At 58.8% G+C, this 21,569-nt stretch carries 22 protein-coding genes; 13 read left to right on the top strand and 9 right to left on the bottom strand.

What is annotated here, in order from left to right; genetic code table 11:
* Window positions 1-243: 243 nt before the first annotated feature.
* The 5 genes from Q0Z69_RS06700 to Q0Z69_RS06680 all read right to left on the bottom strand — a co-directional run bounded on the left by Q0Z69_RS06700 (window position 244) and on the right by Q0Z69_RS06680 (window position 5,501).
* On the bottom strand, window positions 244-924 hold the full coding sequence (locus tag Q0Z69_RS06700) for a PspA/IM30 family protein (protein ID WP_298031158.1): 681 nt from the start codon (window positions 922-924) through the stop codon (window positions 244-246).
* A gap of 31 nt (window positions 925-955) precedes the next feature.
* Window positions 956-1,999: a hypothetical protein gene (locus tag Q0Z69_RS06695; RefSeq protein ID WP_298031156.1), complete on the bottom strand. Its 1,044-nt coding sequence runs from the start codon at window positions 1,997-1,999 to the stop codon at window positions 956-958.
* Window positions 2,000-2,136: 137 nt separating this feature from the next.
* A complete protein-coding gene (gene malQ, locus Q0Z69_RS06690; protein WP_298031153.1) occupies window positions 2,137-3,612 on the bottom strand; it encodes a 4-alpha-glucanotransferase in 1,476 nt (491 codons plus the stop codon).
* A 225-nt stretch (window positions 3,613-3,837) separates the two neighbouring features.
* The gene (locus Q0Z69_RS06685; protein WP_367272251.1) at window positions 3,838-4,764 is read right to left on the bottom strand and encodes a SufD family Fe-S cluster assembly protein; all 927 of its coding nucleotides are present in this window, start codon (window positions 4,762-4,764) and stop codon (window positions 3,838-3,840) included.
* Entirely contained in the window at window positions 4,761-5,501 is a 741-nt protein-coding gene (locus Q0Z69_RS06680) for an ABC transporter ATP-binding protein (RefSeq protein WP_298031150.1), read from the bottom strand. Before Q0Z69_RS06680 ends, Q0Z69_RS06685 begins: the two co-directional genes overlap by 4 nt.
* Window positions 5,502-5,716: 215 nt before the next feature.
* On the opposite strand from Q0Z69_RS06680, the gene Q0Z69_RS06675 reads away from it, so the two are divergent.
* The 4 genes from Q0Z69_RS06675 to Q0Z69_RS06660 all read left to right on the top strand — a co-directional run bounded on the left by Q0Z69_RS06675 (window position 5,717) and on the right by Q0Z69_RS06660 (window position 8,741).
* Window positions 5,717-6,337: a ferritin-like domain-containing protein gene (locus tag Q0Z69_RS06675; RefSeq protein ID WP_298031147.1), complete on the top strand. Its 621-nt coding sequence runs from the start codon at window positions 5,717-5,719 to the stop codon at window positions 6,335-6,337.
* A 161-nt stretch (window positions 6,338-6,498) separates the two neighbouring features.
* Window positions 6,499-7,092 carry an AAA family ATPase gene (locus Q0Z69_RS06670; protein ID WP_298031144.1) on the top strand — a complete coding sequence of 198 codons (594 nt, stop codon included), beginning with the start codon at window positions 6,499-6,501 and terminating at the stop codon, window positions 7,090-7,092.
* 161 nt (window positions 7,093-7,253) lie between these two features.
* The gene (locus Q0Z69_RS06665) at window positions 7,254-7,934 is read left to right on the top strand and encodes a DUF2461 domain-containing protein (protein ID WP_298031142.1); all 681 of its coding nucleotides are present in this window, start codon (window positions 7,254-7,256) and stop codon (window positions 7,932-7,934) included.
* Window positions 7,935-8,156: 222 nt separating this feature from the next.
* The gene (locus Q0Z69_RS06660; RefSeq protein WP_298031141.1) at window positions 8,157-8,741 is read left to right on the top strand and encodes a hydrolase; all 585 of its coding nucleotides are present in this window, start codon (window positions 8,157-8,159) and stop codon (window positions 8,739-8,741) included.
* A gap of 37 nt (window positions 8,742-8,778) precedes the next feature.
* Here the strand turns inward: Q0Z69_RS06660 and Q0Z69_RS06655 are convergent, their stop codons facing one another.
* The 4 genes from Q0Z69_RS06655 to Q0Z69_RS06640 form a co-directional block, all read right to left on the bottom strand.
* The gene (locus tag Q0Z69_RS06655; RefSeq protein ID WP_298031139.1) at window positions 8,779-9,228 is read right to left on the bottom strand and encodes a hypothetical protein; all 450 of its coding nucleotides are present in this window, start codon (window positions 9,226-9,228) and stop codon (window positions 8,779-8,781) included.
* Between the two features lie 13 nt (window positions 9,229-9,241).
* A complete protein-coding gene (locus Q0Z69_RS06650; protein ID WP_298031137.1) occupies window positions 9,242-9,679 on the bottom strand; it encodes a LytTR family DNA-binding domain-containing protein in 438 nt (145 codons plus the stop codon).
* Between the two features lie 31 nt (window positions 9,680-9,710).
* On the bottom strand, window positions 9,711-9,929 hold the full coding sequence (locus Q0Z69_RS06645) for a hypothetical protein (RefSeq protein WP_298031134.1): 219 nt from the start codon (window positions 9,927-9,929) through the stop codon (window positions 9,711-9,713).
* A gap of 570 nt (window positions 9,930-10,499) precedes the next feature.
* Entirely contained in the window at window positions 10,500-11,801 is a 1,302-nt protein-coding gene (locus Q0Z69_RS06640; RefSeq protein WP_298031131.1) for a cytosine permease, read from the bottom strand.
* A gap of 597 nt (window positions 11,802-12,398) precedes the next feature.
* On the opposite strand from Q0Z69_RS06640, the gene Q0Z69_RS06635 reads away from it, so the two are divergent.
* The 9 genes from Q0Z69_RS06635 to Q0Z69_RS06595 all read left to right on the top strand — a co-directional run bounded on the left by Q0Z69_RS06635 (window position 12,399) and on the right by Q0Z69_RS06595 (window position 21,420).
* Window positions 12,399-13,400: an LLM class flavin-dependent oxidoreductase gene (locus Q0Z69_RS06635; protein ID WP_298031129.1), complete on the top strand. Its 1,002-nt coding sequence runs from the start codon at window positions 12,399-12,401 to the stop codon at window positions 13,398-13,400.
* Window positions 13,401-13,833: 433 nt separating this feature from the next.
* Window positions 13,834-14,610: a coenzyme F420-0:L-glutamate ligase gene (gene cofE, locus Q0Z69_RS06630; RefSeq protein ID WP_298031126.1), complete on the top strand. Its 777-nt coding sequence runs from the start codon at window positions 13,834-13,836 to the stop codon at window positions 14,608-14,610.
* A gap of 48 nt (window positions 14,611-14,658) precedes the next feature.
* The gene (locus Q0Z69_RS06625) at window positions 14,659-15,246 is read left to right on the top strand and encodes an ECF transporter S component (RefSeq protein ID WP_298031122.1); all 588 of its coding nucleotides are present in this window, start codon (window positions 14,659-14,661) and stop codon (window positions 15,244-15,246) included.
* Between the two features lie 8 nt (window positions 15,247-15,254).
* A complete protein-coding gene (locus Q0Z69_RS06620; RefSeq protein ID WP_298031120.1) occupies window positions 15,255-15,998 on the top strand; it encodes a nitroreductase family protein in 744 nt (247 codons plus the stop codon).
* Window positions 15,999-16,160: 162 nt separating this feature from the next.
* Entirely contained in the window at window positions 16,161-17,234 is a 1,074-nt protein-coding gene (locus tag Q0Z69_RS06615) for a PLP-dependent cysteine synthase family protein (RefSeq protein ID WP_298031119.1), read from the top strand.
* Between the two features lie 51 nt (window positions 17,235-17,285).
* On the top strand, window positions 17,286-18,308 hold the full coding sequence (locus Q0Z69_RS06610) for an LLM class flavin-dependent oxidoreductase (protein ID WP_298031116.1): 1,023 nt from the start codon (window positions 17,286-17,288) through the stop codon (window positions 18,306-18,308).
* A gap of 133 nt (window positions 18,309-18,441) precedes the next feature.
* On the top strand, window positions 18,442-19,518 hold the full coding sequence (locus tag Q0Z69_RS06605) for a TRAP transporter substrate-binding protein (protein ID WP_298031113.1): 1,077 nt from the start codon (window positions 18,442-18,444) through the stop codon (window positions 19,516-19,518).
* A 76-nt stretch (window positions 19,519-19,594) separates the two neighbouring features.
* Window positions 19,595-20,119 carry a TRAP transporter small permease gene (locus tag Q0Z69_RS06600; protein WP_298031110.1) on the top strand — a complete coding sequence of 175 codons (525 nt, stop codon included), beginning with the start codon at window positions 19,595-19,597 and terminating at the stop codon, window positions 20,117-20,119.
* Between the two features lie 17 nt (window positions 20,120-20,136).
* Window positions 20,137-21,420, top strand: a complete 1,284-nt coding sequence (locus Q0Z69_RS06595) for a TRAP transporter large permease (protein ID WP_298031108.1) — start codon at window positions 20,137-20,139, stop codon at window positions 21,418-21,420.
* Window positions 21,421-21,569: the final 149 nt, after the last annotated feature.

Genomic DNA, 21,569 nt, shown 5'->3' with positions numbered 1-21,569 from the left:
AACGGGCCGAAACAGAGTGGCACACGCTGCCCTTTGGGATAGTCCCATCATAGCGGAAATGGAGAGAGCTGGCAACCATGTGCGGGTTTCTTTTTGTCAACCGCCGGTTGCGGCCCTGAAATTTCAAAGCTTTGCCGCCATATAGACCAGAAGAGCGGACAGCCGTGCCCCGATCCTGATCGCTGAAAAAGGGCCGCGGCGTCAGCCGCGGCCCTGTGTGATCTTTGGATCGCCGGGGGGAGCTTACAGCCCCATTTCCTGCTTCAGCTTGGCCAACGCGTCGTCCACGGCGGCGTCGCCGGCTGCGGAGGCGTATTTGGCCTCCAGAGCGGCAGCCTCGTCCACGGGGGCGGTGTTCAGCTCCGCCATGGCGTTGGCCTGATCCAGCATCTGGTCGGCCTTTTTCTCCATCCGCTCAAAGGCGCTCATAGCGCCGGCGGCCTTGTCGGCGCTGGCGCCCAGCTTATTGACCCGCTCCTGGGTCTTGGCCACGGCCACCTTGGCCTTCACCATCTCCCGACGGCTGTTGAGGGTCTCGATGTCGCCCACCAGCTTGTCGTGCATCTGGCGCATCTTCTCGGCGTTGGCGTGGGCGGCGTCAAAGGTGGCCTGCAGGCTGGCGGCCTTGTCGGCCAGTTGCTGCTTCTTGCCCAGGAACACCCGGGCGTCCCCCTCGTTGCCGGCGGTCAGGGCCTTGCGGGCCAGGTCCTCATAGCGCTTCATCTCGGCGGTGTTCTCTTCCAGCATCCGCTTGGCGCGGGTCTCCTCCGCCATGACGGCGGCGGTCTCTTTCTTCACCTCAGCCAGGTCCTCGGTCATATCCCGCAGGTACTGGTCGATCATTTTCGCCGGGTCCTCGCACTTGTCCAACAGCTCGTTGATGTTGGCCTTGATGATGTCGGTAAAGCGTTCCAGAATAGCCATAGTTTAGATCTCCTCTCATAAATGCGGACGCTCAATCGTCCTGATTTTCATATTTCTTTGCCAGGTCCTCAACGTCCTGGTCGCCGAACTTTTCCAGGGGGGTCTTTAAGATCTCCTCCGTCCGGCGGGCCTCCGCCTCCTTCTGCTCCCGGCGCTTCTTGGCGGTGACGAACACCACCGCCGCCACGATCACCACCGTGACGCAGACGGCCAGGGTCGGCAGAGGCGACTTGGTCACCGTCATGATCCGCTCGCCGGTGTCGGCGAAGGTCTTGGAGAAGATCTCCTCCTCACTGATGGAGTAGTCGCTGTAATAGCGGTCCAGATAGTCCGCCAGAATGGCGATGGCCTCGCTGTCCATCACCGTTTTGGCCTGGGTCCCCACGGCGTAGCCGCAGTTGTAGCTGCCTCGGTCATCGTCGCAGAATACCAGCAGGAAGTGGGCCTCGTCGGTGAACAGCTGGGGATACAGCTCCTCCGCCAGCTCCGTCAGCTGGGAGACGGAGGTGACGCTGCCGTTTTCCAGCAGATACAGGTAGGGCTGCACGCCGGTCTCCTTATAGAAGGATCTCATGCCGCTCTCCAGCTCGCTCCTGTTGGAGAACCAGCCGCCCTCGTCGGTATAGTAGCCGGTCTCCGTCACTGCTGCCGCCGGCAGCTTTTCCCGTTCATATGTAGATTTCTGCACGCCGCTGGAACCGGACCCGCCGCCAAAGACGGCAAACAGCAGCACCACGATCACCAGTACCACCACCAGGGCAGCCAGCGCCGAGCCAAAGCCGCCGCTGTTTTTGCGCTTCGGCGCGCCTCCGCCGGACCCGCCGCTGCCGCCGCCGTAATTCCGGCGGGAGTTGTTGATGATGATGGGTCCGGTGCGGATGGACCGCCTAGGCGTTCCTCCAAAGCCTCCAAAACCGCTTCCTCCGGACCGGCCGCCGCCCCCAAAGGAGCCGCCGGACCGGCCGCCGCCGGAAAACCCGCCAGAGGAGCGCCCTCCGCCGGAGAAGCCGCCTCCCCGGAAACCGCCGCCGCGGAATCCGCCTCCGCGGAAACCGCCTCCGCCTGATCTGCCCATTGTGGTCCCTCCTATTTGACTAGATGTTTCAACGGATTTTATTGTACGGTTTTTTTTCCCGTTCGTCAATCATTTCCTGCAAGGGTTTACGGTTTGTTCGCAAACATCCCGGCCTCAAGCGGGGATGGGCCGGTCCTTCAGCAGCGGCCGAAGGCGTGGGTCAGCTCCCGGATCTCCTTCGCCAGGGCCGCCGTGGTCTGGCCCGGCAGCAGCCGCCAGCGCCAGTTGCCGTCCGCCACGCCGGGAACGTTGATACGGGCCTCGCTGCCCAGGCCCAGATAGTCCTGCAATTGCGCCACGAACAGCTCTGCCACGCTGCCCTGGCCGCACCGCAGCAGGGCCTGCCGTACGCTCTCGGGGTCCTCTGTCCCCAGATACCGGGCCGCATAGGCCCGCTCCTCCGCGCTGGCGTTGGCATACCAGCCGGCGGCGGTGTCATTGTCGTGGGTCCCGGTGTAGCAGACGCAGTGGGGCTGGGTGTAGTTGTGGGGCAGATAGGCGTTGTCCGGCCCGGAGAAGGCGAATTCCAGCACCTTCATCCCCGGCAGGCCGGAGGTCTCCCGCAGGTCGTGGACCGCGTCTGTCAGCAGCCCCAGGTCCTCGGCGATATAGGTGATCTGGGGGAACCAGCTGGTCAGCACGCCCAGCAGGTCCATGCCGGGGCCCTTTTCCCACTGGCCGGTCTTGGCGGTCTCCGCCCCGGCTGGGATGGCCCAATAGCTTTCCAGGCCCCGGAAGTGGTCGATGCGGATGGCGTCGAACAGCCTGGAGGCGCCCTCTACTCTCCGGATCCACCAGCCGAAGCCGTCCCGCTTCATGGCGGCCCAGTCGTACAGGGGATTTCCCCATAGCTGGCCGTCGGCGGAGAAGTAGTCCGGCGGCACGCCCGCCACTTTGCTGGGCCGGCCTTGGCCGTCCAGCAGAAATTCCTTCCGCTCGCTCCACACGTCGGCGGAGTCCAGCGAGACATAGATGGGCAGGTCGCCGATGATCCGGATGCCCAGCTGATTGGCGTATTCCTTCAGCTCCGCCCACTGGGCGAAGAACCAGTACTGTACGGCGGCGTGATAGGCCGTGTCCTCCGCCAGCTCCGTCCGCCAGTGCTCCACGGCGGCGGGATCGTGGCGGCGCAGGCCCTCGTCGGGCCAATCGAACCAGGCGTTACCTTTGAAATGGGACTTGATCGCTCGATACAAGGCGTATTCTTTCAGCCAGGGATTACGCTCTGTAAAGTCACGCGCCGCCTGGGCCTTCTGGCCGTCCATACGGCTGAAAGCCTTCCGGAGCAAGCGCTCCCGGTTCTGGACCAGGGCACCGTAGTCGATGGAGGCAGTGTTGGGGACCTGAGCGGCATCCAGGTCGGCCCGGTCCAGCAGGCCCTCCGCCGCCAGAGCCTCCAGATCCAGGAACAGGGGATTGCCTGCGAAGGTGGATTCGCTGGTGTAAGGGGAGTCACCCGCTCCGGTAGGTCCCACGGGCAGGATCTGCCACCAGGACTGCCCTGCATCGTGAAGAAAGTCTGCAAAGGCCCGGGCCTCGGTTCCCAGAGAGCCAATGCCATATTTCCCCGGCAGGGAAAAAATAGGGAGCAGGATACCAGATGAACGTTTCAAATTTCTCTCTCCTCTTTATCATCAAAAAATGGCTCAAGGCGATGCCGCATCGATCGGTAAAAGCAATTTTACGAAAAATTTTTCGCGAAGTGCTTGCGGGCGCATTTATGCAACATTGCCTTGAAAGGGGGATAAAGCCTGCTTATCAGCGCCGCAGCGCCTGCGCTGTGACAAGCCGCCGCTCCCCGGTGGAGAGCGGCGGCCGTTTCTGTTTTGAAAAAGGCCTCAGGCCAGAAAGCCCTTCAGGATGCACTCCTCGGCCTCCTCCGGCGTCAGGCCCAGGGTCTCCAGCTTCAAAAGCTGGTCGCCGGCGATCTTGCCGATGGCCGCTTCGTGGACCAGCTGCGCCTCGGTGCAGTTGGCGGTGATGGCGGGGATGGACTTGATCTTGGCGTCGCCCATGATGATGGAGTCGCACTGCACATGGCCGAAGCACTGGGCGTTGCCCACCATCCGGGGGTAGAACACCTGGCTGGAGGTGTCCTGGGCCACAGACCGGGAGATCACCCGGCCCCGGGAGCCTTCGCCGTCCAGCACGATCTCCATGTCGCTCTCCGCCGTCTGGTCGCCGTGGGTCAGCAGCCGCTCGGTGACGATGGCCTCGGCACCTTTGCCGCAGACGATCTTGGTGTCCCGCTTGGTGGAGTCGATGCCCCGGATCTGCACGGTCTCCATCTGGATGGAAGCGCCCTCCTCCAGATAGACCACCGTCTGGGGATTCATGACCCGGCCGCCCTTTCCGTCGCCGTCGCCATAGTGCTTCTCCGTGTATTTCACATGGGAGTTCTTGCCCACATAGAAGGTGTGCAGACCGTCGTGACGGCTCTCCTGGTCGCCGCAGTTGTGGATGCCGCAGCCCGCCACGATGTTCACATCGCAGTTTTCGCCGATGTAGAAGTCGTTATACACCATCTCCTGGATGCCGGGCTTGGTGATGATGACGGGGATGTGGCAGGTCTCGCCCACGGTGCCGTCCTGGATGCGGATGTCGATGCCGCTCTTGCCGTCCTCCTTGGAGGTGATCTGGATGTGCTCCGTGCTCTGGCGGCCGTCGCAGCCGCTGTCCTTGCGGATGTTGAAGGCGCCCACCGGCTTGCCCAGCATATCCGCGATCTTTTCCAGAAGTTCCCGGTCGATCTCGTTTTCCATCATTGCGCCGCTACCTCCTTGGTCAGTACCGGACAGCCGCCCAGGGTGTCCGCCAGAATTTTGGGCAGGATGTCCGCCGCCGCGCCCCGGTGTCGGATAGTGCCGTCGCCCACTACGATCACCTCGTCCGCCAGGGAGATGATGCGCTCCTGGTGGGAGATGATGATCATGGTGGCGCTGCCGGTGCGGTGGATCTGCTCGAAGGTCTCCGTCAGCCGGGCGAAGGACCAAAGGTCGATGCCCGCCTCGGGCTCGTCAAAGATCATCAGAGAGCCGTTCCGGGCCAGAATGGAGGCGATCTCAATGCGCTTCACCTCGCCGCCGGAGAGGGACACGTCCACCTCCCGGTCCAGATAGTCGTTGGCGCACAGGCCAACCCGGGTGAGGTACTGGCAGCACTTGTCCTTGGAGAGCTTCTTGTCGCCGCTGGCAAGGGTCAGCAGATCCCGGACCGTCAGGCCCTTGAAGCGGGGGGGCTGCTGGAAGCCGTAGCTGATGCCCAGCCTTGCCCGCTCCGTGATGCTCAGGGCGGTGATGTCCTGTCCGTTCCACAGGATCTGACCGGAGGTGGGGGTCACCAGACCCATGATGACCTTGGCCAGGGTCGTCTTGCCGCCGCCGTTGGGACCGGTGAAGACCACCAGTCTGTGGTCGTCGATGGTCAGGGAGATATCGTTCAAAATGCCCAGCTCTCCGTCGCCCTCCCGGACGGAGTAGCTGATATGCTTCAATTCCAGCATCGTTCAGGGACCTCCTTTGCTGGCATATATGCTCAAGATTTGCCGCATTTTGTTCACTGAGGGCTATTTTAGCAGAAGGAACAGAAAAAAGCAACGAATCCTGAAAGCTTTCCAGAGATATTTTAACCCGATTTCAGGGAAATAGATGTTGCGGGCGCAACAGGTACAAAAATTCTCTCCGCCGCATACATTGGGGAGAAAAGGAGGGTTCGTTTATGGAAAAGACCGTACATGATCCGGAGGTTTACGATTTCCGCCAGTATGACCGCATCTGGCAGCGGGTCGCCCCCACGCTGGAGCCGTATCCCCGGCAGGAGGCGGCAGTGCCCGCTATGGCGGAGCAGGCGCCCGGTACATCCACTCCTCCGGCGCCGCCGGAGAACCAGCTCCCCGGCGCGGCCCAGGACCCCTGCTGCATGGGCAGCGCCGCGGCGGAGATGCTGGAGGTGCTGATGGGCTTTATCGAGGAGGAGCTGGCAGACCAGCAGCGGTTCCTGGCCCTCAGCCGCCAGGCTCCCGCCTGGGCACGGCAGCGCCTGCGGGAGATGGCGGCGGACGAAGGGCTGCACGCCCGGCGGCTGCTGGCGGTGTACTACCTCATCACCGGCGCCTGCGGCCATCCCGCCGCGCCTGACCGGCCCGTATTCGCTGGCCGCTGGTGCGAAGCCCTGCGGGAGCGGTATCACGGCGAGGCCTGCAACGGCCTGAATTATGCCCGGGCGGCGGAGGGGACAACGGACCCCTGCCTGTCCAGGCTGCTGAATGAGCTGAGCGATGACGAGTACCGCCACGCCGGGGAGCTGATGCGGATGCTGGAGCGGAGCCTGCGGGGCTAGGCCCTGTTTGGAAATGGGCGGAAAGAGCTGTATTGAGACGGCGTTTCGGCATTTTTCACGCAGGGCCTGGTCAGATTTTTCGTTGCGCCAGGCAGGGAAATGTGGTATCATATAAATGTGAAAATGGAACCCGGTGTCTGGCCGGGGGAGGGAGGACGGCTATGAACAAGGTCATTACCATCAGCCGGGAGTACGGTGCCGGCGGCCACGCCATCGGCAAGCGGGTCGCTCAGGAGCTGGGCGTTGAGATCTACGACAAGGACATCGTGCGGGAGACGGTGAAGGCCAGCGGCTATGAGCCGGAGCTGGTGGAGCAGGAGGGCGAGGACGTTACGAAGACCGGCTCCATCCTCAAGAGCATCTGCGCCGGCGGCGCCTTTTTCCCGGACACCCAGACCGCCATCCACGACGTGCAGAGTCTGGTCATTCTGCAGTTTGCCCAGGCGGGGCCCTGCGTCATTCTGGGCCGCTGCGCCGACGAGGTGCTGCGGGCCGCGGATATCGAGACGCTGAATGTGTTCATCCACGCCGACGACCTGCACCGGGCGGATCGGCTCAGCAAAATGACCGGCGTCACCGACCCGGCGGAGCTGCAAAGGATGCTGACCAAGCGGGATGCCAGCCGCCGGGCCTATTATACCCATTATACCGGCAAGCGCTGGGGCGATACCCACAATTACCACCTGTCCCTGGACAGCGGCGCGTTGGGCGACGATCTGTGCGTCAAGCTCATCGTGGAGGCGGCCCGGGCGTGAACAGAGAGCGGAGGCCGGGGAGAATTCCCCGGCCTCTTTTTGATTCAGATGCTCCTGGGGCATTGCCCGCCGGGAACGAGCCTTCAGACGCGCAGCGTTCGGCCCTGTGCTTCCCTCTTGACGGCTGTGCTATAATGGATGAAAAAACCACGGAGGCATCTATGTTTACCGGATTTACCGACGAGACTGTGGATTTCATGTGGGGCATCCGCTTCAACAACGAAAAGCCCTGGTTCGAGGCCCACAAGGAAACGTACCTGACCCAGCTCTACCAGCCCATGAGGGAGCTGGGGGGAGAGATCTATGACTTCCTCCAAGAGAAACGGCCGGACTATGGCCTGATCGGCAAGGTGTCCCGCATCTACCGGGACGCCCGGCGGCTCCATGGACGGGGGCCTTACAAGGATCACCTGTGGTGCTCTGTGGAGCAGCCGGCGGAGCAGTGGACGTCCAAGCCCACCTTCTGGTTCGAGCTGACGCCGGAGGGCTGGAGCTACGGCATGGGCTATTGGATGCCCAAGCCCGTTACCATGGCCAAGCTCCGCTCCCGCATCGATCGGGACCCCGCCGCCATGGAAAAGCTGACGCGGAAGCTGAACGGCCAGCGGGAATTCATCCTGGATACCCAGGACTACAAAAAGCCCCGGAGCCAGGCCCCCTCTGAGATCCTGAAGCCCTGGTATCAGATGAAGTCCTTCTCCGTCTGCCATGAGGACAAGCTGACGGAGGAGCTGTTCTCCCGGGACATCGTGGACCGGCTGAAGCGGGGCTATGCATTCCTGCTGCCTTATTACGACTATTTCGTGACCCTGGACGGCGATCCGGACCCCCGGGAGATGTGATCCCCGCGAACCGGGGCGCGTATATAAGAACCTGTACCAATAGGCGCTGCACACCGTCTGGTCGGGGCTTTTCCCGCCACTCTGCGTTGCTTTTCCTTGAAATACACAAACTTCCTGCGTCGAAGCGCCTTGATTGACGGGAAAATCCCTTGCCCATCCGGCGTCCCTCGCCTATCGGTACAGGTTCTAAATATCCATATTTTTTCAAAGGAGCGATCATTCATGAAAGCATGTCCTGACAGAACGGCGGCCCTGGCGCTGCTGCGGAAGTATAATTCCGAGCCCTTCCACATCCAGCACGCCCTGACGGTGGAGGGGACCATGCGCTGGTACGCCCAAGAACTGGGCCACGGCGAGGACGCGGATTTCTGGGCCACTGTGGGCCTGCTCCACGACGTGGACTTTGAGAAATGGCCGGAGGAGCACTGCAAAAAAGCCCCGGAGCTGCTGGCGGAGATCGGCTGCTCCCAGGAGCTGATCCACGCCGTCTGCTCCCACGGCTTTGGCCTGTGCTGCGATGTGGAGCCTGTCCATGAGATGGAAAAGGTCCTCTTCGCGGCAGACGAGCTGACGGGCCTCATCGGCGCGGCGGCCCGGATGCGCCCCAGCAAGAGCTGCCAGGACATGGAAGTCAGTTCCCTGAAAAAGAAGTTCAAGGACAAGAAATTCGCCGCCGGCTGTTCCCGGGACGTCATCAAGGAGGGCGCGGAGCGCCTGGGCTGGACGTTGGAGGAGCTGATGGAAAAGACCATTCTGGCTATGCGCTCCTGCGAGGACGCGGTCAACGATGCCATGGAGAGCCTATAAATACAAAAAGAGTGTCCGGGTCTCCCGGACACTTTTTTTAAAGCTCCTGCTGAAAGTGCTGGAGGTTTTGATTGAGCAGTTTGGTGTCCCGTTGGTACTCCAGCCAGAGGGCATACCACAGGGCCGCCAGCCCCAATTCCAGAACGGCGATCATGATGGCTGCCCACCAGACGGGGATGCCGCGGAACCAGCCAAAGAGCAGGGCGCTGCCGATATAGACGATATTAGCCAGGACAATCAGCAGGATGGCGCGCCGCCGCATGGATACCTCTCCCCGGTTTTTTCCGCTGGGGACGATCACCGTTTCCGCCAGGGCGAAGAGAAAACTCACCGCCAGCATTTCCAGCATCGTCAGAGAATCCACGGAGAACTCCCCCAGCAGGGCGTTGACGACTGCCTTGTAAAAGACCGCCATAGTGGTGTACAGGCCCATGCGGTACTTCACATCCCTGCCCCACAGATATGTGCGATTGAATTCCTGTATCATAAAAGCTCCTTTCTTACATGCCCAGCCGTTCCCGGAAAAACGGCGCGTAACGGCGCGAGACCAGTACCCGTTCATCGTTGCGCATCGTGGCCTCGATGCGGTTTCCGGGATAGCTTTTCAGCCGCCGGATGCCGTGGAGGTTCACTACCATGGAGCGGCTGATCCGGCAGAAGCCCAGCGCTTCATACCGGGCCTCCAGCTCCGCCAGTGTCAGAGCCGTGCGCCAGACGGCCTTTTCGCAGTACAGCCAGGTCCGCTCCTCCACAGATTCGGCGTACAGCACCTCGCCCGGCTGAAGCAGGACCATCTGCCGGTCCTCCGTCCAGGCGCAGAGGGTCTGCAGTCCGGAGCGCAGCAGCGACAGCACATGGAGCATCTCACCGTCCAGCTCCCGGCAGCGGAGGATGACCTCGTTTTCCGGCACATCGCCGTGTTCGACTGTGATCTTCATGATTCCCTCCTTTGTCAGCTGATACGAATCACTAATGAAACAATTTTCTTGTTTTATTAGTGCCGCATAAGCGGCCCGGCGGCACAGCCGCCTGTGATGAAAGTCCATACTTTTCCTGCGCAACGCAGGCGCGGCGGCGCGATGCGCCGCAATAAAAAACTTTTTTAAAGTTTTTATCAGGAAACAGTACCCTCAGTGGACAAAGGGCAACACGCCTGCCGGCGGCTAAAATCAACGTTGGCAGCGTCATCGTCCTAGATGGGCGTCACGCCCGGCAACGAGGATAACGCCGCCAGCCGCTGAAGATGCCCTGAAAAACCGCGTTGCCCTTTGTTCACTGAGGGTATGACAGCCTGAGCATACCGCCTGGATGCGGAAAAGGCAAGGGCTTTACCGCCGGAATGCGTTTTTGCCGGGGCAGGATGCGGAATGGGAAAGGGGCCGCGGCCCAAAGAGAAGCGTTAGAAAAATTATCTGAGGAGTGCAAAAAAAGATTGACAGACAGGCATTGGCGTGTTATGATGTAATTGTGGTTAGTTAAAACTAACTACTGCGGCGGGAGACTGGGCGGCCTGCCGGAGAGAGCGGCTCCGTTTTGAACCTCACGGAGCCATTTCCCCGGCGGACGGAGGTTTGTTCCGCCGGGAATGTCCGACTCCAGGCGTGTGGGAGGCCTGCGGCCGGAGCATCGTGCCACAAAACTCTCTCGATTTATCTCTCCTCACTGCCCCGCACGGTCTCCGTGCGGGGCGACTCCTTTTTCGCAGAGAAAAACCAGGCCGGACAGGCTTTCCTGTCCGGCCTGGCCGGTCATTTATGATTACTTGTTTTCCTGAATGCGGAAAACAGAACCCTTGGGCTGGTAGTGGAAAACATATCTTGCCAGCAGCTCCATCACGATGTACAGCACGAAGCTGATGAGGATGGAGGTCAGGGTCGGAATGGGGCTGGTGGTGCTCTGGGCGATCAGGAAAGAGAGGATCCAGGTGGCGAAGCCGGTGATGCCGAACCCGGAGGGGATGGTGTATTCGGTGGCGGACCACTTGTGGATGATGAAGAAGTGAGAGATCATGATGCCGGCCAGAGGACCGGAGGTGGTACCGATGATGTTCAGCCAGACCTTGAAGTTGTTGGAGAGGCCTAGCAGAGAAACGACCAGCGCGATGGCGACACAGACCACGACCCAGATCTTACGGCTGATCTTGAGGTGCAGGATCTCGCTCATGTCAGTGAACGCCAGGGCGGCGGAGTAAATGTTGTTATCCGTGGTGGTCCACAGGGCCAGACCCAGCACGAATACGGCGGGGACCAGCATGCCCAGGCTGGCCATGACGTTGACCAGGTTGCCGTCGCCGGCGCCGATGGCGCATACGACAGCTACGCCTTCAAACAAGCCGGCACCAGCCAGATAGCCCAGGGCGGCGCCGCCCACCACATGGGAGATCTTCTTGGAATAACGGGTCAGGTCGGCGGTCTTGGTGGCGCCGCCGATCCAGGTGGAGGTAGCCGCGCCCACGGCGGTCACAAAGGTGATGGTGGTCTCAGGTTCCCAGGTGGTCAGGGTAGAGATGGCGTCAGGCTGCATCAGGGTGCGGACAAAGCACAGCACGCAGAGGATGACCAGTGCCGGTGCGGCGATCACACTGATGAAGCGCAGACCCTTGAAGCCGTTGATGGCGGAGCTCAGGATGCATGCGGCGAATAGGCAGGTGGCCACCGGAATGGGGAACCAGGGCAGTAAGCCGTGGAGCGTGGAGGCGAAAGAATCCATCAGTACGCCGATAAAGGCCATCAGGGAGATCGCCATGACGGTGGAGACGATGACGTTGCCCTTTTCACCGAAGATCAGACGGTAGATGGTGTAAGTGGTCAGGCCGGTGCGGTAGCCGATGATGCCACAGAGGACGCCGATCACCACCAAAATCGCGTTGCCGATGAAAACTGCCGCTAGGGCGGTGCCCAGGGAGCAGCCCGCGGCGATGGTGCCGCCGGTCAGGAAGGCACTGAGGCTGATGCACCAGCCCATCCAGACCGCCGCAGTTCCCCAGAAGCCTTTGCGCTCACTCAGTGGTACTGGTGCGGTTGCATAGTCATTTGCTTTTTGATCGATGTTATTGCTCATTCTGTAACTCTCCTTTTCTCTTGAATCTATACCCGAACCCTTTTGTGCTTTGCAGTATGCTTCTGGAAAGAAAAGGACGCTGTCAGCCCATGGCCAACAGCGTCTTTGCTGCGCACTTTTGCCTTCTGTCTGTGTCAAACACAAATAGGCTCTTTCTTAATTATAACAGCCTCTGTGAAAATGGCAAGAAAAAATTTTGCTATTTTTCTCAAAAACATCCAATTTCGGCGAAAAATAAGGATTTTCGGATGAAAGGGCAAGCGGCAGGCGTTGAAAATTCATAAGATGACATTGATTTTTATCAAGGTAGTACTTGCTTTTTCAGGGCGAAAAACTTATACTAATCCCCAATTAACCGATAATTGTTTTGTTAAAGGCCCGCCAGCGGGCCGGCGGCATAGCTGCCAGAGATGTTGCTAATATGCTTCCTTGCGTCAGGGGCGCTGCAATCAAAAGATATTTTGATCTTTTAAAAAGATGATAAGAAAATCGTATTAGTATTACTGGAAAACCGGCGCGATTGAAGCCGCTCTGCGCTGATGCGGGCGGTAAACCATTCATTACATGACATGATAAAACATGAAAAGGAGTTAACGTATGGGAAAGATCCATGATCTGGGATTTGGCTTTTTGGGGCATCATTCTGCGGAACAGACCATCGCGTTGGTGAAACAGGCAGAGGAACTGGGATTTTCCAACGCCTGGATCGCAGAGGATTGCTTCTATGCCGGCGCTTTTTCCGTGGCCACGGTCTGCGCGGCGCACACGTCTCATATTCAATTGGGCATTGGCGTCATCAACCCCTATACCCGCCATCCGGTGCTGTCCGCCATGGAGGCTGCCGCGCTGGATTCCATCTCCGGCGGGCGGGCCATTATCGCCATGGGCGCCAGCAACAAACGCTGGATGGAGACGGAGCTGGGCATTCCCTTCCGAAAGCCGATCACCGCCACAAAAGAAGCCGTCCAGATCATGAAAACAGTGCTGCGGGACGGTGAGATCAGCTTTCAAGGAGAGGTTTTCCGGACCGGCCCGCTGAAGCTGGACTTTGAACCATTGCGCCGGGATCAGCCCATCTATACCGGCGTCAAGGGCGACCGGGCATTGTATATCACCGGCCAGGTGGCGGACGGCATCCTGCTTTCCGCTGGATGCACCCTAGAGTACGTCTCTTATGCGAGAAAGCTGATCGCAGAGGGCGCCCGCAGCGTTGGCCGCGACCCGGCAGAGATTCGTATCGCGGCGTATCTGCCAACCTGCATCCAGGAGGACAGCGCCAGCGCGGTGGAGGCCATGCGCCCGGCTGTGCGCCGGTATCTGGCCCTCCACGGGGCGCAGCCCATCCTTACCTGTGCAGGTTTCGCGCCGGAGGAGGTCCAACCCTTCCGGGACGCTTTTTTTGCGGGAACGGAGTGTCCGCTGCCGGTGACGGACGAAATGGTGCGGAAGATCGTCATCGCCGGCACGGCCCGAGAGTGCCGGGAGCGGATGGAGGCTTATATCGACGCAGGCGTGGAAATGCCGATCTGCTTTGAGCTGGGCGGCGGAGCAGACCCTGTGGAGACATTGCGGTCTGTCAGCAATTGTATGCTGCGCTGAGACTGTCCGTTAGAGGACATCTACTTATAAAACAGGCAATGGGGCTGTCCATTGCCTGTTTTATAAGTAGATTAAAAATTCACAAATAATGGAAATACAGGTATAAAAGTGCAGAACTGTGTTAGAAAGGGAGAGGGCAGTACTTTTTGTAATATGGGTTAATAAATATTGAAATTCTGGGGAAAAGTCCATAATATATAATTTTATATATTACTATGGTAGCACATTAAAGTAAATATATTTCGAATTCATATTGCAATTTATTACACTCTATGGTAGAATTTCAAAATAGATGACGGGAACGCTCTGTCCAGGTCGAATGAACGGACAGAATTTGGCCCTGCAGGAGGTATTTCATACCGGAGGCAGAGGAAATACCGAAAAAGATTTTGAAGATGGAGTTTATGCCGTTCAGGCATTTTTTGCATGGAATATGACGCCTAATATACTTTCTTTTATCCCGCTCTCCGGATTGCCGGAGGTCACTGCCGATACGGATCTGACGGCGCTGCTGGCAAAGGCTCTCAATGAGACAGCCGAAGTCCAGCCGGGAGATATCCTTGTGGTGACCCATAAGGTCATTTCCAAGGCCGCCGGACGGGTCCGGGAGCTGGCAGCGGTGACGCCCTCCGATGAGGCAAAACGCATCGCCGGGGTCAGCGGCAAGGATCCGGCTATGGTCCAGGTCATCATGGACAGCTCGGAAAAGCTGTATGTCTGTGAGCGGGGGCTGCTGATCTCTGAACGCAGGGACGGCTGGATTTGCTGCAATGCCGGCGTGGATGCCTCCAACGCCGGTGGGGCGGACCGGGTGATCCTGCTGCCGGAGGACTGCGACGCTCAGGCCAAGCACATCAGTCAGGCTCTTGCGAAGCGTGGAATAGACCTGCCGGTCATCATCTGCGATACCCACGGCAGAGCGCTGCGCAGTGGCGCGGCGGGCGTTGTGGTGGGGTCTTACGGTATGCAGACCATCCGGCCCTATATCGGCTTGGAGGATCGCGACGGCCGCGTGATGCGCAGCACGATGGAGGCTGTGGCCGACGAGATCGCCGGCGCGGCCACGCTGGTCATGGGACAGGGAAACGAAGGCATCCCCGCCGTTTTGGTGCGCGGATTCTCATATACGCCTTCCGAAGAGGACAGCGCTTCTCTGCGGCTGCCGCGGAAGGATCGGTTGTATCAAATTGGGAAGGAAAAGCTTCGGTGACCAGGCGGCGAAACAAAAAAATTGGCAGAGAAAACGGAGAATCTGAAAATGGATGTAAAAGAGGAAGAGATCCTGGTCACCAAGCTGGGAATGCGTCCGCTGCACCGGCTGGTATATATTGCTCTGCTGGCGGCCATCGGCATGATGTGCATGCTGTGCTTTGGCTTTAAGCTGATCCCGGCGGCCTCCTATTTGAAATATGATCCCAATGGCGCGGTCATATTGCTGTGCGGCCTTTTGCTGGGACCGGTTGCCGGGCTGGAGTGCGCGGTGGTAAAAGGCGTTTTGTATTTCCTGGTCCACGGAGGAAGCCCCTATGGGCACATCAGTGAATTTCTGGCCACGGCAACGCTGATGCTGGTGGCTGTTTGTCTGGCCCACCGTTTTCGGGCGGGCGGGAAAAAGCGGATCTTATGCTGCGCTGCCGGAGTTTTGGCGGCAACGATTATCATGATCCCCGCCAATTATGTGATCTTGTATCTGCAGCATGGGATGTCGGCGGAAGCCGTCACGGCATCCATGGTCTATGTCATCCCGTTCAATTTGTTGAAAGCGGCTTTGAACAGCGCCATCGCACTGTGTCTGTACGCACCTGTGTACCGGGCGCTGGGAAGGATCTTGAAGATCGGAGAGTGAGGATACGGATGTACGAAGAGAAGCTGGAGGCCCTCCAAGTGATCATGGACCGCAAGTCGGTCCGGGATTTTATCGAGCGGGACGTGGAAGAGGAAAAGCGGAAGAAGATCTACCAGGCGATCCTGGCGGCGCCGACGACGGAGAACATGATGATGTACTCCGTGATCTCCGTGAATGACCCGGAGACCCGGGCAAAGCTGTCCAAACAGCCTGCCATCCGCAAGGCACCCATGGTGCTGGTGTTCTGCGCGGATTACCGCCGGTGGAACATCATTTTTGAGGGGATGACGGAGAGCGGCCGGAATCCGCAGGAAGGCGAGTATCAGCTTGCTGTTGTGGATACGGTGGTCGCGGCCCAGAACGCCGTTTTGGCGGCGGAGGCCCTGGGCCTCAGCTCCGTTTATCTGGGCGATATCATGGAGCATTACGAGGACCGGGCCGCGGCGCTGGGCTGCCCTGTGGGCGTGGTGCCGGTGGTGACGCTGTGCATTGGCTACGCCACGGAGGCGCAGCTGAACCGGCCTTATACGAAGCGCCTGGGCCAGCGGTATCTGATCCACGATGAGCGCTATCAGGATTTCAGCAGGGAAGAGCTGCTGCGCATGCTGCAGGAGCGGGGGCAGTATGAGTCCCTGGAGCAGATGCAGCCTTGGCTGGAGAAGTTCTCCAAGCGCTGCGTGGAGGGGAAGGGCGCGCTGGAACGGGTCCGCTCTATCCGGACAGCGCTTCGTGCGATGGACCCGCAGGACTGAGCTGCCGGCGTATGTTCCGGCGCTGAAAGGGAACGGCCATTGTTCGGATGGCGCCTGTTCCAGATCTGTGAATGACAGGGGTGCATAAAAGATCAGATAGCGATCAACGCGCCTGTGCGTCCCTGATATTTTTGACTAATGAAGATGATATGGAGGGAACGTATGAATTACATCAACAGTATCACTGAGGCGATCGGCCACACCCCGCTGCTGAAGCTGAACCGGGTCGGCAAGGACGTGGGGGCGAACGTGTTCGTGAAGCTGGAACATCTGAACCCCAGCGGCAGCTATAAGGACAGAATGGCCCTGGCTATGATCGAGGCCGCAGAGCGCGGGGATACCTGGAACCACAAGCAGCTGAAAGAGGGCGGCACGGTCATTGAGGCATCTGCCGGCAATACAGCTCCCGCTGTCTCCATGGTGTGCGCTGCCAAAGGATATAACGCCCGCATCTATTTGTACCGCTATCAGATGGAAGATCCCAAAAACGCCAGAATGCTCATCACTAAGGCCTACGGCCCCCAAGTGAAGATCTCCAGTGAGCCGGACGTCTATCTGACTCAGGAGCAGATCGAGGAGTTGTCCAAGGAGGCGCCCGACCTGCTGCATGTGCTGTCTGCCAAGATGGACTGCCAGCGGGAAGAGGACAGCCTGGACAACGCCGTGTGGGTCGACCAGATCTATAACCCCTACAACTACATTGGCCAGGAGTCTCTGGGCGAAGAGATCTATGAGCAGCTGGAGGGCCAGGTAGACGCGATCGGCTGCTCCGCCAGTTCCGGTGCGTCTTTGTTTGGCATGATCCGCGGCCTGGGCAACCACGGCGTCCGCCCCCCGCTGATCTTTGGCGTGGAGCCCGGCGGCAGTGAGAAGTATTTTGATTTTGAAGGCGAAATGGCCAAGTACGGCGAATTCACTGTGTCTGACATGAAGACGAAGATCGCCGAGGCCATTGGCCTGGACAAGTGGGTCACGGAGGACCCCATCGTGAAGAAGCTGCTGGACGCCGGCTATCCGGACCGGATCTACTGCGTTTCCGATGAAGAGGCCAGAGACATGGCCAACCGCCTGTGCCAGGAAGAGGGTATCTTCTGCGGGATGTCCTCCGGCGCCAATGTGGCGGTGGCCCTGCGCATCGCCAAGGAGCTTGGCCCCGGCAAGAATGTTGTCACAACGATCGTTGACCGGCGTGACCGCTATCTCTCTGAAACTCCCTATGAGAAGTATGTGGTCTGATCCCATCCGCAGCATGCAGTTCATGATTTTAATAATAAGGAGGACACCAACATGAAGGCAAACTTTGGCCTTGGTATCGCCACCGGCACTGAGGGATTGATGTATCCCATCCCCTATTCTTCCGCCCGCGATGTCGTTGAGCTTTCCGTCTACGCGGAGAAGCTCGGCTTCCACTCCGTGTGGGGCAACGACCACATCACGACCCAGAACTATGTGCGGGAGGAATTCAACGGCCAGCCGCCCCGTTATTACGCGCCGCTGCTGGAGCTGGCCGCCATTGCTGAGCGGACGACCACTTTGAAGCTGGCCACCGCCCTGCTGGTCATCCCCTTCCGCAATCCTCTGGTCATGGCCAAGGAGATCGCGACCTTGGATCAGCTGTCCGGCGGCCGTTTGCTGCTGGGCGTCGGCCTGGGCGCTTACAGAGAGGAGTTCGAGTCCGAATTCGGCAAGGCTGCTCATGGCATGATCCGCGGCGAGATGCTGGATGAGTCGATCGACATCATGCACCGTCTGTTCACCGAGGACAATGTGACCTATGAGGGCAAGTATTTCGATATTCAGCATGCCCAGTGCTATCCCCATCCCGTTCAGGAGCCCTTCGCGTTCTATTTCGGCGGAAACTCTGCCAAGGGCTACAAGCGCGTGGCCAAATGGGGCACCGGCTGGCTGCCCGCGCTGCTGACGCCTGATGAGATCAAGAGCGGCGTGGAGGCGATCACTGCTGAGTGCGAGGCCGTGGGCCGGAACATCAAGGACATTGATATCGCCCCCCAGATCTCCGTTTCCATCGCTAAGACCCACGAGGAGGCCGTAGCTCGTTACGAGCGTTCTCAGATCTACCGCCACAGCTGCTCTCTGGGCAAGTCCACCATGAAGGGCAGAGACGCGACACAGTATCTGGACCGCAACCTGCTCGGCTCCGTGGACGAGGTCCGGGCACAGGTGGAGCGTTATATCGAGGCCGGTGTCAACACCTTCTCCGCGCTGATCTTTGCGGACAGCAACCTGGAGGAGACCCGCGACCACATGCAGTTCTTTGCTGAGGAGATCATCAGCAAGTACAGCGGCTGAATCCCGGCGGATCCACCACAGCTTGGCCGAGCCAGGCCGCGGTGAGCAGCGGGCAGTACCACATCCACTTTGGGACCTATAGCAGCTTTGGCTGTTCAATAGGATAGATATTTATTTTGAGAAGGAGAAGATCATGAAGAAGATTCTTGCTTTGGTCATGGCGATCGCAATGATGCTGTCCATGGCCGCCTGCGGCAACAAGACCGAGGAGACCCCGACGACCAACGACCCCGCACCCGAGACCCAGACCGGCGAGCCCGCAACCAGCGATGTGACCTATCCCAAGATGACCATCCGCCTGGCCCATGACGCCCCCCTCACGACTCCGCACCATGAGGCCTGCGAGAACATCAAGGCCGCGCTGGAGGAGCGTTCCGGCGGTGCTATCACCGTGGAGATCTATCCCACCCAGCAGCTGGGCAGCGCTTCCGAGATGATCGAGTCCATGCAGATGAACACGGTGGAGATGGTCCTGCTGCCCACCTCCAAGTACGGCGGATTCTATCCCACGCTGAACATCATGGACATGCCCTTCTTGTTCCCCACGCAGGAGTCTACCATGAAGCTGTTCCAGAGCGATCTGGCTACCGAGATGATGTCCGGCCTGGACGATATCGGTATCCATGGCCTGGCCTTCTATTCCTCTGGCTCCAAGAACTTCACCAACAACTATGAGATCCACAAGCCCGAGGATTTCAAGGGCCTGCGCATCCGCACCCAGGAAGCTCCCATCATCATGGAGATGTATAAGTGCTGGGGTGCTACCACCACTGCCATCGATATCATGGAGTTGTACAACGCCCTGCAGAACAAGACGGTCGACGGCCAGGAGAACCCCTTCCTGTCCATCGCCAGCCAGAAGCTGTATGAGGTGCAGAATTACATGATCGTGTCCGCACACTCCTATCTGGAGTACATCATGGCCTGCTCCGGTCAGTGGTGGGACGGCCTGGACGACAACACCAAGGCGCTGATCGAGGAAGTTGTCATCGAGAACCAGCAGTTCTGCTATGACCGTCTCCAGGAGTACAACAAGGATTACTATGCCACCATCGAGGCCAGCGATATCACCATTTATGAGCTGACTCCCGAGGAGAGACAGGCTTTCAAGGACGCCTGCGAGCCTGTGTACGAGGAGTTCGGCAAGGAGATCGGCACTGATCTGCTGAACCGGGTCCAGGAGTTCCTGGCTGATCCCGCCAACCAGTAATTTTCCCAGGGGCGGAGCAAATTGACTTTTGCTCCGCCCTTTCTTAGAAAGTTGGTGTATTGTATTGAAGAAAGTTTTGAAGGGGATCCGAATCGCTGAGATCACTCTGACAAGCATTTTGTTCAGCGCGGCGCTGCTGGTGCTGACCTTGAACGTTATTTTCCGCCGGGTATCATGGATGCCCGCACTGGACTGGGCGGAGGAATTCATGCGCTATTGCAGCGTGTGGATCACTTTTGTAGGCATGTCTCTCTGTGCGGAGGATGACCTCCATGTGGGTGTGGATATCGTCTATCAGATGTCCCCCACCAAGACGAAGAAGATTTTGAAGATCCTCTGCATGCTGGCAGCCTGCGTGTTCTGCGCGCTGTTCACAGTGGGCTGTGCCAGCTATGTGGGCCTGGCTTTGAAGAATATGCAGCGCAGTCCCGTGATGCAGGTGCCCCTGTGGATCATCTATTTGGCGCTGCCTATCGGCGCGGCTCTTTCCACCGTTCAGTATGCTTTGAAGCTGGTATTTTATATCCGCGTCAAGCATGAGGACCTGGCGGACAAGCCGGTGGAAGATGCTACCGATATCAATCTGTTGGATCTGAACTGAAAGGAGGGTCATCTGATATGGCAATGAATATTTTCCTGATCGCAGGTATGTTTATCCTGCTTTTTATGGGCGCTCCCATTTTTGTGGCCCTCTGCCTGCCTACCGCGGCAAGTCTGCTGCTCTTCACCAACAATGATCTGACTGTAGTCGCCATGAAGATGTTTGGCGGCATTGATAAGTTTTCCCTGCTGTCTGTGCCCTTTTTCGTTCTGGCGGCCAACATCATGAAGAACGGCGGTATTGGCCGCCGTATCGTGAATTGGGCGGCGGCCATGGTGGGTGATACCACTGGCGGCCTGGGTTTCACCACAGAAGTGGCCAGCATGTTCTTTGGCGCTGTGTCCGGCTCGTCTCCCTCTACTGTGGTGGCGATCGGCGGACTGCTGTATCCCGGCCTGCGGGAAAAGCATTACCCCAAGGGCTTCTCTTTGGGCCTGATCGCTTCCAGCGGCTCCGTAGCGCTGCTGATTCCCCCCAGCATCACCGCCATCATGTACTGCACGATGACGAACGCCTCAGTCGGCGAGCTGTTTATGGCAGGCTTGACTGCCGGTATCGTATACGGTATCTGCTTCCTGCTGTATATCTATGTTTATGCCAAGCGTCACAATATCCCCAAGGAAGCGAAAGCATCCTGGGCGGATAAGGGCCGCGCTACTCTGAATGCCCTGTGGGCGCTGGGCGTGCCGATCATCATCATTGGCGGCATTTACTCCGGCATCTGCACCCCCACCGAGGCTTCCGGCCTTTCCTGCGTGTACGCGCTGCTGGTCAGCGTGTTCATCTACAAAGAGATGGATATGAAATTGTTCCGGGAGACGCTGGTTGCCTCTATCAGGACCACCGCGCAGACGATGATCCTGATGGCTGCCGCCTCCGCGTTTGCGTGGCTGCTGACTGTGGGCGGTCTGCCTCAGGCTTTCTCCAGCTGGATGGCTACCCTGGATATTGGTAAGACTTCCTTCTTGCTGATCCTGTGCGTCTACATGCTGATCGCCGGCATGTTCATTGATGGCGTTTCCGCGTTCATGATCATTCTGCCCATCGTGCTGTCTACGGTGAATGCCTTGGACATCAACCTGATCCACCTGGGCGTCATTATGATTACCACGGTGTGCATCGGCATGTTCACACCGCCTTTCGGCTTGAATTTGTTTGTGGCACAGCCCATTGCCAATGCGAAAATGGGCGAGATCTACAAGGGTGTGCTGCCGTTCTGCCTCATCAGCATCGTGGCCCTGGTCATTATCGTGCTGGTGCCTGAGATCTCGCTGTTCCTGCCCAATATCCTGTATCATTAAGCAAACGCTTATTTTGCGGAAATAAAGTTTAATGGGAGAGATCTGTGTTAATGGGTCTCTCCCAAACTGAAAGAAATGGAGGACAAAGAGATGAAATACGGAAGAACCTATAACTTTTCAGCCGGCCCGGCGATGATGCCGGAACCCGT

It is taken from the genome of uncultured Dysosmobacter sp. (assembly GCF_947631165.1).
Taxonomy (GTDB): domain Bacteria; phylum Bacillota; class Clostridia; order Oscillospirales; family Oscillospiraceae; genus Oscillibacter.
Note: the sequence above shows the minus strand (reverse complement) of the source record. Positions and strands in the feature narration are given on the sequence as shown.